Source organism: Micromonospora sp. NBRC 101691 (assembly GCF_030269285.1).
Lineage (GTDB): Bacteria > Actinomycetota > Actinomycetes > Mycobacteriales > Micromonosporaceae > Micromonospora > Micromonospora echinospora.
This window is the reverse complement of record NZ_BSTB01000002.1, coordinates 155,611-167,303: the sequence shown is the minus strand read 5'-3', so window position 1 is coordinate 167,303 and position 11,693 is coordinate 155,611. Positions and strand designations below refer to the sequence as shown.

12 protein-coding genes are annotated in these 11,693 nt (G+C 73.9%); 6 read left to right on the top strand and 6 right to left on the bottom strand.

What is annotated here, in order from left to right; all coding sequences use genetic code 11:
- Positions 1–31 precede the first annotated feature (31 nt).
- The 3 genes from QSK20_RS04780 (at position 32) to QSK20_RS04770 (ending at position 3,130) form a co-directional block, all read left to right on the top strand.
- Positions 32–502, top strand: a complete 471-nt coding sequence (locus QSK20_RS04780) for a type III secretion system chaperone family protein (RefSeq protein ID WP_285787326.1) — start codon at positions 32–34, stop codon at positions 500–502.
- On the top strand, positions 499–2,220 hold the full coding sequence (locus QSK20_RS04775; protein ID WP_352232274.1) for a type III secretion system chaperone family protein: 1,722 nt from the start codon (positions 499–501) through the stop codon (positions 2,218–2,220). Before QSK20_RS04780 ends, QSK20_RS04775 begins: the two co-directional genes overlap by 4 nt.
- A 76-nt stretch (positions 2,221–2,296) precedes the next feature.
- Positions 2,297–3,130, top strand: a complete 834-nt coding sequence (locus QSK20_RS04770) for an isocitrate lyase/PEP mutase family protein (RefSeq protein WP_285787325.1) — start codon at positions 2,297–2,299, stop codon at positions 3,128–3,130.
- A 47-nt stretch (positions 3,131–3,177) separates the two neighbouring features.
- Here QSK20_RS04770 and QSK20_RS04765 read toward each other — a convergent pair whose 3' ends face one another.
- From QSK20_RS04765 to QSK20_RS04745, 5 genes are all read right to left on the bottom strand, one after another.
- Positions 3,178–4,866 carry a ribonuclease J gene (locus QSK20_RS04765; protein WP_285787324.1) on the bottom strand — a complete coding sequence of 563 codons (1,689 nt, stop codon included), beginning with the start codon at positions 4,864–4,866 and terminating at the stop codon, positions 3,178–3,180.
- Between the two features lie 55 nt (positions 4,867–4,921).
- Complete coding sequence (dapA, locus tag QSK20_RS04760; RefSeq protein ID WP_285787323.1) at positions 4,922–5,845, bottom strand: 4-hydroxy-tetrahydrodipicolinate synthase; 924 nt, start codon at positions 5,843–5,845, stop codon at positions 4,922–4,924.
- A 46-nt stretch (positions 5,846–5,891) separates the two neighbouring features.
- On the bottom strand, positions 5,892–6,635 hold the full coding sequence (thyX, locus tag QSK20_RS04755; protein WP_285787660.1) for an FAD-dependent thymidylate synthase: 744 nt from the start codon (positions 6,633–6,635) through the stop codon (positions 5,892–5,894).
- 209 nt (positions 6,636–6,844) lie between these two features.
- Positions 6,845–7,450 (bottom strand): DUF2752 domain-containing protein, encoded by a 606-nt coding sequence (locus tag QSK20_RS04750; protein WP_502888845.1) that lies wholly within the window; start codon positions 7,448–7,450, stop codon positions 6,845–6,847.
- Complete coding sequence (locus QSK20_RS04745; protein WP_285787321.1) at positions 7,440–8,669, bottom strand: winged helix-turn-helix domain-containing protein; 1,230 nt, start codon at positions 8,667–8,669, stop codon at positions 7,440–7,442. Before QSK20_RS04745 ends, QSK20_RS04750 begins: the two co-directional genes overlap by 11 nt.
- A gap of 116 nt (positions 8,670–8,785) precedes the next feature.
- On the opposite strand from QSK20_RS04745, the gene QSK20_RS04740 reads away from it, so the two are divergent.
- Positions 8,786–9,340 carry a GNAT family N-acetyltransferase gene (locus tag QSK20_RS04740; RefSeq protein WP_285787320.1) on the top strand — a complete coding sequence of 185 codons (555 nt, stop codon included), beginning with the start codon at positions 8,786–8,788 and terminating at the stop codon, positions 9,338–9,340.
- On the opposite strand, the gene QSK20_RS04735 is transcribed toward QSK20_RS04740, so the two are convergent.
- Positions 9,236–10,531, bottom strand: a complete 1,296-nt coding sequence (locus tag QSK20_RS04735; protein ID WP_285787319.1) for a glycosyltransferase 87 family protein — start codon at positions 10,529–10,531, stop codon at positions 9,236–9,238. The two genes, QSK20_RS04740 and QSK20_RS04735, sit on opposite strands and share 105 nt — an antisense overlap.
- Before the next feature lie 35 nt (positions 10,532–10,566).
- Between QSK20_RS04735 and QSK20_RS04730 the strand changes: the two genes are divergently transcribed.
- Both QSK20_RS04730 and QSK20_RS04725 read left to right on the top strand, forming a co-directional pair.
- Positions 10,567–11,163 carry a GNAT family N-acetyltransferase gene (locus QSK20_RS04730; protein WP_285787318.1) on the top strand — a complete coding sequence of 199 codons (597 nt, stop codon included), beginning with the start codon at positions 10,567–10,569 and terminating at the stop codon, positions 11,161–11,163.
- A gap of 117 nt (positions 11,164–11,280) precedes the next feature.
- Entirely contained in the window at positions 11,281–11,658 is a 378-nt protein-coding gene (locus QSK20_RS04725) for a VOC family protein (RefSeq protein ID WP_285787317.1), read from the top strand.
- Positions 11,659–11,693 lie beyond the last annotated feature (35 nt).

Genomic DNA, 11,693 nt, shown 5'->3' with positions numbered 1-11,693 from the left:
TCGCCTCAGGAACCTCAGGGAGGGTGCCGGGATGGTGCCGCCGGAGCTCGGGGACGGTCCGTTGGCCGGACACCCACACACCCTGCGGCCGCTGACCGGGGAACTGGTGGCGGCGGTGCTGGCCACCCGGGGGTACGCCTGCCACCCGGACGCCGACGGCAACCTCGTCGGCCGCTGGGGGACGAGCCTGGTCTGGTTCCGTCGGCTCGGCGGGGCCGGTGAGGTGCTCCAGGTGCGGACGGTCGCCGCGCCGCTGTTCGGAATCGAGCACGTTCCGGCGCTGCGCGCCTTCTGCAACGACTGGAACCAGGGTCGGTACTGGCCGAAGGCGTTCGTCGAGGTCGACGACGACGGGCGGGCCCGGATCTGCGGCGAGGTCATCACCGACCTGGAACGGGGGGTCACCCCGCACCAGCTCGACCACCTCCTCGACCGGGGCATCTCCGCCGGCTGCCGACTGGCCGCCGCCGTGACCGAGCTGACCGACGGGGCCCGGGCGTGAACGGCGGCGCCTGGCGCGAGTCGCTCGACGCGGCCCGGGACCTGCCCGACGGGGAGGCGAAAGTCGCCGAGCTGGAACGGATCGCCGCACACGCCGACGCCGCCGGGGAGGTCCGCCTCGGCGTCGACGCCCGGCTCGCGCTCGTCGAGACGCACCGGTTCCGGGGTGAGCGGTGGCGGTCGGTCGAACCGCTGCACCGGTGTCTCGCCACCGTGGACCGGCATCCCGCCCTCTTCGGCGCGGAGGACACGGCGGCGCTGCTGCGCGGCCAGCACGCCGCCGTGGAGGCGCTGCCCGGCAGTCCCCGGATCGGGCTGGACCAGGCCCGCTTCCTGTTGGACGACCTCGACCGGAGGCTGGCCGGGGCGGAGCCCGGGACGGTGGCCGAGCTGCGCTGCCGGCTCGCCGACCACCTGGGGGACGAACCGGCCGCCCGGGCGTGGTTCGCCCGCTGGCGGGCCGCCGGGCCCGGTCACGGCTGCGTGGCCTGTGCGGCGGTACGCCAGGCCGGGCTGCTCACCGGCTGGGGTGAGTGGGCCGAGGCGGTACGGATGCTGGAACCGCTGACCACCGATCCCGGCGACTGCACGGACCAGCCGGAGGCCGCCCTGGCCGCCCTGCTCCTGCCGTACCTGCGGTCGGGGCGGTACGACGACGCGGGGCGGGCGCACGTGCGCGCGTACCGGCGGCACCGGCGGGAGTGGTCGGCCTTCGGTCACCTCCCCGCGCACCTGCTGTTCTGCGCGCTCGGCGGGCACCCGGCGCGCGGGCTGGAGATCCTCGTCGAGCAGTTGCCCCGGCTGGCCCGGCCCACGGACGAGAGGTCCGCGATGGAGTTCGCCGCGGCCGGGGCGCTGCTCTGTCGACTGGCCGGTGAGTCCGGTCTGGTCCGGGCGCCCGACCCGACCGGGCAGCCGGACGAGGCGGAGCCGGACGCCGGGCCACCCCGGTCCACCCGGCCGACGGGACACCCCGGCCCGGCGCGGCGGGGACACGAGTCGTGGCCGGTCGACGCGCTCGGGCTGGGGCACGCGACCCGGCTGGCCGAGGTGTTCGGGCTGGTCCGTTCGGCCGGGAGCGCCGGCGGGCGGGACGTCGCGGCGCTCGGCGCGGAACTGCTCGCCACCGCCACCGACCTCGCCGGGCGCTTCGACGCCCGCAACGGCACCGGCCACCAGTCCGGCCAGGTGGCGGCCCGGCTGGCCGAACGGCCCCGCGCCGGCGTCCCGGCCCCGCTCCCCGCCGAACCGGCACCGGACGACGCCGGGTCCGGGCCGGTCGACGCGGAGCCGGACGGGCCCGGGTCACCCGGCGAGCCGGTGCCGCTGACCGTCGCCATGGTCGTCGCCGCGCTGGAGCGGCGGGGCGACCGCTGCGCCGTCGACCCGGCGGGCACCGTGGTGGGGCGCTGGGGCGAGGCGATGATCAGGTTCGAGCGGGTCGGGTCACGGGCGGAGATCCTGCACACCCGGGTGGTGGCCACCCGTCGGCTGTCGGCCGGGCGGCGCGCCGAGGCGTACGAGTTCGTCAACGCCTGGAACCGGGACCGGCTACAGCCCAAGGCGTACGTGCACGAGGTGGAGAACGAACTGGTCCTGGCCGGGGACCTCACCACCGACCTGGCGCACGGGGTTGCTCCGGCGCAGGTGGAGGTGCTGGTCGACGCGGCGGTCACCACCGGTGTCGCGTACGCCGAGGCGGTCGCCGCCCTACCCTGACCGGGTTCGGCGACGGCGGCGCCATCATGTCCGAAATCCGCGCGCCTTCCCGAGCGCTACCTGATGGACTCGCCCGATGATCGAAGTTCTCCGGGAACGAGCCGCACTTCTGCACACCCTGCACCGCCCCGGCGAGCCGCTGGTGCTCGCCAACGCCTGGGACGTCGCGTCCGCCTGCATCGTCGTCGCCGCGGGGGCGACGGCGGTCGCCACCACCAGTGCCGGCGTGGCCTGGAGCCTCGGTGCCCCGGACGGCGACCGGCTCGACCGGGGCCGGGCGATCGACCTGGTCGCCCGGGTCGCCGCGGCCGTGACCGTGCCGGTGACCGCCGACATCGAGACCGGATTCGCCGACACTCCCGAGGGGGTGGCCGGAACGGTCCGGGAGGTGCTGGCCGCCGGGGCGGTCGGCGTCAACCTGGAGGACGGCGCGTCGGGCGGTCCGGGACTGCGGGACGTCGACGAGCAGTGCGCCCGGCTCCGGGCCGCCCGGCGGGCCGCCGAGGAGGTGGGGGTCGCGCTCGTCGTCAACGCCCGCGTCGACACCTACCTGCGACAGATCGGTGACCCGGCGGAGCGGCTCACCGCGACACTGCGCCGCGCCGAGGCGTTCCGGAAAGCGGGGGCGGACGTCATCTTCGTGCCCGGAGTGGTCGACGCGCCCACGATCACCGCGCTGGTGGCGGGGATCGACGCGCCGTTGAACGTGCTGGCCGGACCGACCGCGCCCCCGGTGCCCGAACTGGCCCGGCTCGGCGTGGCCCGGATCAGCCTGGGCCACTCGCTCGCCGCCGCCGCGTACGGGCTGGTCCGGCGGGCGACGGCGGAGGTGCTGGCGACCGGGACGTACACCTCGCTGGCCGGCGGGGTGCCGTACCCGGAGCTGAACACGCTGGTCGCCCACGGCTGAGCAGGAGTCCCGGGTGGTCCGGCAGGCCGCCGGACCACCCGGGCCGGTCAGACCTCGACCACGGTCGGGACGATCATCGGCCGCCGCCGGTAGGCGTCGTTGACCCACCGGCCGACCGTCCGCCGGACGATCTGCTGGAGCTGGTGCGGGTCGGTGATCCCGTCGGTGGCGGCCCGGTTGAGCACCTCGGTGACCAGCGGCACGACCGCGTTGAACGCCGCCGGGTCCTCGGAGAAGCCCTTGGCCGAGACGGTCGGCCCGCCGACCACCTTGCCGGTGACCGAGTCGACCACCACGGTGCAGGCGATGAAGCCACCGTCGCCGAGGATCCGCCGCTCGGTCAGCAGCGACTCGCCGACGTCCCCGACAGCCAACCCGTCGACGTAGACGTAGCGGCTGGTCACGTGCCCGACCAGGCTGGCCCGGCCGTCGACCAGGTCGACCACGTCGCCGTCCTCGCAGAGCACCACCCGGTCGGGGTCGACGCCGGACTCGATGCCCAGCCGGGCGTGCGCCCGCAGGTGCCGCCACTCGCCGTGCACCGGCATCAGGTTGCTGGGTCGGACGACGTTGAGCAGGTAGAGCAGCTCACCGGCGGGAGCGTGGCCGGAGACGTGCACCTTGGCGACGTCCTTGTGCACCACGACCGCACCGGCCCGGGCGAGTCGGTTGATCACCCGGTACACCGAGGTCTCGTTGCCGGGAACCAGGGAGCTGGCCAGCACGACGGTGTCGCCGGGGGCGATGGTGATGTGCCGGTGGTCGCCGCTGGCCATCCGGCCGAGCGCGCTCATCGGCTCGCCCTGCGAGCCGGTGGACATCAGCACGATCCGCTCCGGCGGCAGGCTGGTCGCCTCGTCCAGGCCGACCACCAGACCGGGCGGGATGTTGAGCAGGCCGAGGTCGCGGGCGATGCCCATGTTGCGGACCATGGAACGGCCGATCAGGGCGACCTTGCGGTCGTGCTCGGCGGCCGAGTCGAGCACCTGCTGCACGCGGTGCACGTGCGAGGCGAACGAGGCCACGATGATCCGGCCCTTCGCCTTGGCGAAGATCGAGTCGAGGACCGGGCCGATCTCCCGCTCCGGCGTGACGAAACCGGGGATCTCCGCGTTGGTGGAGTCGGAGAGGAGCAGGTCCACCCCCTCCGCGCCGAGCCGGGCGAAGCCGGCCAGGTCGGTGATCCGTCCGTCCAGCGGGAGCTGGTCCATCTTGAAGTCACCGGTGTGCAGGACCAGCCCCGCCGGGGTGCGGATGGCCACCGCGAGCGCGTCCGGGATGGAGTGGTTCACCGCGAAGAACTCGCACTCGAAGGGGCCGAGCCGTTCCCGGCCGCCCTCCCGCACGGTCAGGGTGTACGGCTCGATCCGGCGCTCGGCGAGCTTCGCCTCGACCAGGCTGAGGGTGAACTGCGAACCGACCAGCGGAATGTCCTGCTTGTGCGCGAGCAGGTACGGCACCGCGCCGATGTGGTCCTCATGCCCGTGGGTGAGCACGATCGCCTGGACGTCGTCGAGCCGGTCCAGGATGGGGGCGAAATCGGGGAGGATCAGGTCCACGCCGGGCTGCTCCACGTCGGGGAAGAGCACACCGCAGTCGACGACGAGCAGCTTGCCGTCGTACTCGAAAACGGTCATGTTCCGCCCGATGGCGCCGAGCCCGCCGAGCGGAATGATCCGCAGGCCACCCTCCGGAAGCGGCGGGGGAAGCTCCGCCTCGATGTGCGCCTCGGTCACGCGGCCACCTCATTCTGCGGGGCCGGCACCCGGCGCCCGCCGTGTCGTGTTGTCATCAGGGTAGGTCCAGGCCCGCCGCCGTGCAGTCGGCGCGGAGCTGGGCGATCTCGTCGTCGGTCGCGTCCACCAGCGGCGACCGGACCGGGCCGGCCGGCAGCCCGGACGCCCGCAGGCCCGCCTTCACCAGGATCGTGCCCTGGGTGCGGAAGATGCCGGTGAACAGCGGCAGCAGCCGCCGGTGCAGCGCCAGCGCGGCGGCGTCGTCGCCCGCGTCGTACCGCTCGATCAGCTGCTTGGTCAGCGCGCCGGTGAAGTGGGTGGAGGTGCCGACCAGGCCGACCCCGCCGATGGCCAGCGTCGGCAGGGTCATCGCGTCGTCACCGCTGTAGATCGCCAGGTCGGACCGGCTGGTCACCCAGCTCGTGGCGGTCAGGTCGCCCTTGGCGTCCTTGACGGCCACGATCCGGCCGTGCTCGGCGAGCCGCACCAGGGTGTCGGTGGCGATGGCCACCCCGGCCCGGTGCGGGATGTCGTAGAGCATCACCGGCAGGCCGGTGGCGTCCGCGACCGCGGTGAAGTGGCGCAGCACTCCGGCCTGCGGCGGCTTGCTGTAGTAGGGGGTCACCACGAGCAGCCCGTTGGCCCCGGCCTTCTCCGCCGCGGCGGCCAGCTCGATGGTGTGCCGGGTGTCGTTCGTGCCGACTCCGGCGACCACCTGGGCCCGGTCCCCGACCGCCTCGACCACGGCCCGGATCAGGCGTTCCTTCTCCGTGTCCGTGGTGGTCGGCGACTCGCCGGTGGTGCCGTTGACCACCAGCGCGTCGTTGCCCTCGGCGTCGACCAGGTGGGTCGCCAGCCGGGCGGCGCCGTCGAGATCGAGGGAGCCGTCGGCGGTGAACGGGGTCACCATGGCGGTGAGCAGTCGCCCGAAGGGACGCGACGGCGCCCGCTCGGAGGCGGCAGGGTGGTCGTGGGTCATGCTGACAACCTAGCAACCGACCCGGACGCCCCCGGCGGGGAAGGGCTCAGGAACGCTCGGCGTACGGACTCGCCGCGACCTCGGTGCCGTCGGGCAGGGTCGAGACGACGAAGTCGCCGAAGACGTTCGGCGCGACCCGCTGGAGCTGCCGCAGGCACTCCACGGCCAGCTCACGGATCTCCACGTCGGCGTGCTCGGTGGCCCGCATCGCGACGAAGTGCCGCCACGCCCGGTAGTTGCCGGACACCACGATCCGGGTCTCGGTGGCGTTCGGCAGCACCGCGCGGGCCGCCTGCCGCGCCTGCTTACGGCGCAGGGTCGGGTTGGGCTCGTCGGCGAAGCGCCGTTCGAGGCCCTCCAGCAGCTCGGTGTACGCCCGCACGCTCGCCTCGGCCGCCTCCACGAAGCGCTTGTGCAGCTCCGGGTCCTCGGCGATCACCCGGGGCTCGACCATCGCCGCGTCCCGCTCCGGCACGTACCGCTGGGAGAGCTGGGAGTAGGAGAAGTGACGGTGCCGGATCAGCTCGTGCGTGAACGAGCGGGAGACGCCACTGAAGTAGAAGCTGACCGAGCCGTGCTCCAGCACCGACAGGTGGCCGACCTCGAGGATGTGCGCCAGGTAGCCGGCGTTGGTGGCGGTCGCCGGGTTCGGCTTCTTCCAGCTCTGGTAGCAGGCCCGGCCGGCGAACTCGGCGAGCGCCTGTCCGCCGTCGGCGTCGGTCGACCACGGCACGTCGTCGGGAGCCTCGAAGTGGGTCCACGCGACGAGCTTGACCTGGGGTTGCACCATCTCCGGCATTCCTCGGACTGTAGCGGCCCCGCCCGGCTCCACCGACGCCGGCCCACCGGCCGTCACCTGCGGATTCACCGCCGACGCCGCCCGCCGCGCCCCACACGTGTTCCACGTCTCGCCGGTCACTCCGGCGGCCGGGGTCGCCGCCGCAGCGCTGTCGAGCTGCCCGCGCAGACGGTGCGCCGCAGGCCGCCGCGTCCGGGTGCTCAGACGTAGAGCGAGGTGAACGGGGCCCAGGGCAGGTTCCGGGCCACCGAGAAGAACAGCCAGGCCACCAGGAAGCCACCGATCATCTTCGGGCTGATCCGCAGCTGCGGCAGCTTCCAGCCGAACGCCTGCTTCGTCCCCCATGCGACGAAGAGGTAGGCCAGGAAGGGCAGCGCGAAGACGAAGAGGAAGTGGTGCCGGGCGGCGGCCGGCAGGTCGGCGTGGAGCACGTACCACAGGGCGCGGGTGCCGCCGCAGCCCGGACAGTCCAGTCCGGTGGTGAGCTTCAGCAGGCAGGTGGGCAGCGCGTCCGGCGCGGACCGGGTCGGGTCGCTGATCATGGCGTACGCCACGCCGAGGCCGACGCAGCCGAGGGCGGCCAACGGCACCGCCCAGCGGGGCGCGCGCTCGTAGAGACGGACCACGAAACGGGTGAACCGGTCCGGCTCGGCGACCTGGACCACGCCCGCCGGCCAGTTCGGATGCGGATGCGGGTGCCCGTGTGGCCCGTGCCCGTGTGGTCCGGGTGGTGGGGCGGCCGGTGGGCTCGGCGGGGCCGGCTGGGCGGCCGGTCCGTCAACGCTCGTCACGTGCTCACGGTACACCGGCCGTGCCGGCCAACGCGGCGGCGAGCGGCCCGGCCAGGTCCCCGGCGGCCGGTGGGGCGACCGCGTCGAGCCCGAGCCAGCCGGCCAACCGGTACAGCTCGGCGGCGAGGGCGAGCGCGGTCTCGCCGACGTCGACGCCGGGTTCGGCCCACGCCGCCGGCACCAGCAGCACCTTCGCCTTCCGGTCGGCCTTCAGGTCGACCCGGGCGGTGAACCGGTCCCCCTGGAGGAACGGCAGCACGTAGTAGCCGTACACCCGCTTCGGCGCGGGCACGTAGATCTCGATGCGGTAGGTGAAGTCGAACAGCCGCTCGGCGCGGGCCCGCTCCCAGACCACCGGGTCGAAGGGGCTGACCAGGGTGTTCGCCCGGATCCAGCGGGGCAGTCGGGCCTCGGCGTGCAGGTACGCCGGCTGCCGCCAGCCCTGGACGGTGACCGGGGCTAACTCCCCCGCCTCGACCAGCTCGGCGAGCGCCCGCCGGGTCGCGGTCGCCGAGAGGCGGAAGTAGTCGCGCAGCTCCGGCTCGGCGGCCACGCCCAGGCAACGGGCCGCGACCGCGACCAGGGTGCGACACGCGTCCGCGTCGTTGGGGGTCGGCGCGGCGAGCACCTCGGCCGGGAGCACCCGCTCCGGCAGGTCGTACCGGCGGGCGAAGCCGGTCGTCCGGTCGGCGGCGGTGACCTCGCCGGCCCAGAAGAGGTACTCCAGGGCCTGCTTCACCACCGACCAGTTCCACCCCCAGTTGCCGGTCTCCCGGGGTGCGTCGTGCTCGACCTCGGCGGCGGTGAGCGGCCCCCGGGCGGCGACCTCGTCCCGGACCCAGGCGACCAGTTCGGGCTGCTCGCGGACGATCCGCCGCATGCCGCCCCAGGCCTTCTCCCGGGCCAGCGCCATCCGCCAGCGCAACGCCGGGTGCAGGGTCACCGGCACCAGGGACGCCTCGTGGCCCCAGTACTCGAAGAGATCCCGGGGCGGGCGGTAGGCGGCCCGGTCGAGCAGCTCGGTCGGGTAGGGCCCGAGCCGGCTGTAGAGGGGCAGGTAGTGCGCCCGTTGCAGCACGTTCACCGAGTCCATCTGGATCAGCCCGACCCGGTCGAGCACCCGACGCAGGTGCCGGCGGGTGGGCATGCCGGCGGGCGCCGGGTCGGCGAAGCCCTGGGCGGCCAGCGCCACCCGCCGGGCCTGGGCGAGCGAGAGCGATTCCGGTGCGGTCATCGCCGGGCACCCTAGCCGAGCGGTACGACACGACTCCGGCAGCACGGTCGACTCCGGGCGGCACGACACGGGGCAAAGCGCTGGACCCCGGGGCCGTGGCGGCATAGAACGGTCAGATGCTCACCATCCGCCGGGAGGAGCCCGACGACGCCGAGACGGTCGCCCGGGTGCACGTACGGGGCTGGCAGGCCGGCTACGCCGGGATCATGCCGGCGGAGGTGCTCGGCCGGCTCAACGTCGCCGCCTGGGCACAGCGGCGGCGGGACATGGCCACCGCCGACCCGGAGAACCCGTTCACCACGCTGCTCGCCGAGTCCGGCGGGCGGGTGACCGGGTTCGCCACCTTCGGTCCGTACCGGATCAACCAGAGCCGGGCGGAGCTGGATCCGACCTGCGGCGAGGTGGTCGGGCTCTACGTCGACCCGACCAGCTGGGGCGACGGGACGGCGGTCGCGCTGCTGGCGGCGGCGCGGTCCGGGCTCGCCGAGCGCGGATGGACGGCGTACCGGGTCTGGGTGCTCGCCGACAACGCGCGGGCCCGCCGGTTCTACGCGCGGGCCGGGCTGTCACCGGACGGCGAGGAGTCGACCTATCCGGTACCGCTGTCCGGTGGACGCGCCCCGCTCGCCCTCGCGGAGCTGCGGTACACCGGCCGTGTCCACGACGACTGAGCCCGGCGGGCCAGCTGCCGGGCCCGGCGCGGACCGGCGGATCGGCAGGGCCACCAGGAGCGCGAGGCTGATCCAGACGTAGAAGTTGCTGAACACGAAGCCGTCCACGCCGCCGAAGCCGCGTTCCCAGTGCCAGACCAGCCGGCTGATCAGCACGAGGTACGCGACGGCGGCGAAGGCGAGCAGGGCACGACGGCGGCGACCACCGGCCGGCGCGGCCATCGCGTTGTCGACCAGCAGGATCAGCGCCGGGATCAGCCAGACCAGGTGGTGCACCCAGGTCACCGGGCTGACCAGGCACATCACCACACCGGTCAGGGCGAACCCGGTCGCCTCGTCGCCGACGGACACCGCCGCCCGGCTCCGGCGGGCCCAGACCAGGACGGTTACCGCGACCAGCAGCAACCAGAGCGGGGTGCTGGGGTGCCCCGGGTCGAGCCGGGCCACCACGCCCTGCAACGACTGGTTGGAGATGAACGCCAGCTCGCCCACCCGGTCGGTGTTCCAGAACGCCTGGGTCCAGTACTCGCGGGAGGCGTCCGGGAAGAGCGCGGCGGCCAGCACGGTCGTTCCGCCCGCGACGGCCGTGGCGGTGGCCGCCGCCCGCCAGCGCCCGGTGACCAGCAGGTAGACCAGGTAGATGCCGGGGGTCAGCTTGATCGCGGTGGCCAGGCCGATCCCCACCCCGAGCCAGCGGCTGCCGCGCGGGGCGAGCCAGAGCAGGTCCACCGCGACCAGGAAGAGCAGCAGCATGTTGACCTGGCCGAAGTTGACCGTCTCGCGCATCGGCTCGTAGGCGGCGGCCAGGCAGAGCGCCACGGCCAGGGTGAACCAGCGGGTCCACCCGGCCCGGACCGCGACCGGGTCGAGCAGCCACCAGATCACCACGGTGCTGGCCAGCACGCTCAACGCCACGCTGACCAGGATCGCCACGTTCCAGGAGAGGTACGCCATCGGCAGCATGACCAGCGCGGCGAACGGAGGGTACGTGAAGCCGTACTTGCTGCGCGGCTTGAGGTAGTCGTAGACCTCCCCGCCGTCGTGCACCCAGTACGACAGCGCGCCGTGGTAGACCTCCAGGTCGAAGAAGCCGTGTCGTTCGGCGGCCACGGAGAGGAACCACGCCACCACCACGGCGAGCACGACGACGAAGCCGACCTGCCCGACCGTCCGTCTGGCACCCTGGGGCACCGTCGCCTCCCTCGCCCTGCGTAGGCTTGCGTCCCATGGCTCTGGGGTACGTCCGCCCGGCGCGTCCCGAGGACGCCGCCGAGATCGCACGCATCCAGCTCGCGACCTGGCGGGTCGCCTACCGGAGGATCCTGCCACGGCACGTGTTGGACAACCTGGACGAGGCGTACCTCGCCCGACGGTGGACCGCCGCGGTGCAGGAGCCGCCATCGGCCGCCCACCGGGTGCTGGTCGCCGTCGAGCAGGCCGAATCATCGTATCTGGTGGGCTTCGCCGCCTCCGGTCCGGCCGACGCGGAGGCGCTCGCCCCCGAGGAGCCCGCCGAGTCGCTCGGTCCGGACGTCGCGGCCGTGACCGACCTGCTGGTCGAGCCGCGCTGGGGACGGCGCGGGCACGGCAGCCGGCTGCTGGCGGCGACGGTCGACCTCTGGCGTACCGACGGGTTCACCCGGGCCGTCGCCTGGGCGTTCGACGGCGACGAGGCGACCCGGAAGTTCCTCACCGGCACCGGCTGGGAGCCCGACGGCGCAGGCCGTGCCCTGGACGTCGACGACATGCTCGTTCCCCAGTTGCGCCTGCACGTCGCGGTGCCGACGGAGCCGGTTCCGCAGGAGCCGGTCCCGCAGGATTGACGGCGCACCGCGCCGGGTACGCCGGCTCACCATGTGCCCGGCCCGCGTGCGACTCCCGGACGTCCCCGCGTCGTTGACCGCAGGTACGGCGCGACCACGGCTGGAACGGAGACGACCATGTTCAGGGACACCCCGGCGTTCAGCGGCTTCTCGGTGGACGACACCGACCGCGCCCGCGAGTTCTACGAGCACACCCTCGGCCTGCGGGTGTCGCAGACCGGGGGCGCGGGCGGGCTGCTGACGCTGCATCTCGCCGGGGACCGGGACGTCCTGGTCTATCCCAAGGCGGACCACACCCCGGCCGCCTTCACCGTGCTCAACTTCCCGGTCGCCGACGTCGACCGAACGGTCGAGGAGCTGACCGCGAAGGGCGTGGAGTTCGCCCGCTACCCGGGGTTCCCGCAGGACGACAAGGGGATCATGCGCGGCAACGGTCCCACCATCGCCTGGTTCACCGACCCGGCCGGCAACATCATGTCCGTCATCGCGCAGTAGCCCGTCCGGTGGTGGCTCCCGGCCGTCCGGGCCGG

Bases quoted from the DNA above. Each gene is read 5' to 3' on its own strand.
- QSK20_RS04780 (WP_285787326.1), top strand. From the start codon at position 32: ATGGTGCCGCCGGAGCTCGGGGACGGTCCGTTGGCCGGACACCCACAC.
- QSK20_RS04770 (WP_285787325.1), top strand. From the start codon at position 2,297: ATGATCGAAGTTCTCCGGGAACGAGCCGCACTTCTGCACACCCTGCAC.
- dapA (WP_285787323.1), bottom strand. From the start codon at position 5,845: ATGACCCACGACCACCCTGCCGCCTCCGAGCGGGCGCCGTCGCGTCCC.
- thyX (WP_285787660.1), bottom strand. From the start codon at position 6,635: ATGGTGCAACCCCAGGTCAAGCTCGTCGCGTGGACCCACTTCGAGGCT.
- QSK20_RS04745 (WP_285787321.1), bottom strand. From the start codon at position 8,669: ATGACCGCACCGGAATCGCTCTCGCTCGCCCAGGCCCGGCGGGTGGCG.
- QSK20_RS04740 (WP_285787320.1), top strand. From the start codon at position 8,786: ATGCTCACCATCCGCCGGGAGGAGCCCGACGACGCCGAGACGGTCGCC.
- QSK20_RS04730 (WP_285787318.1), top strand. From the start codon at position 10,567: ATGGCTCTGGGGTACGTCCGCCCGGCGCGTCCCGAGGACGCCGCCGAG.
- QSK20_RS04725 (WP_285787317.1), top strand. From the start codon at position 11,281: ATGTTCAGGGACACCCCGGCGTTCAGCGGCTTCTCGGTGGACGACACC.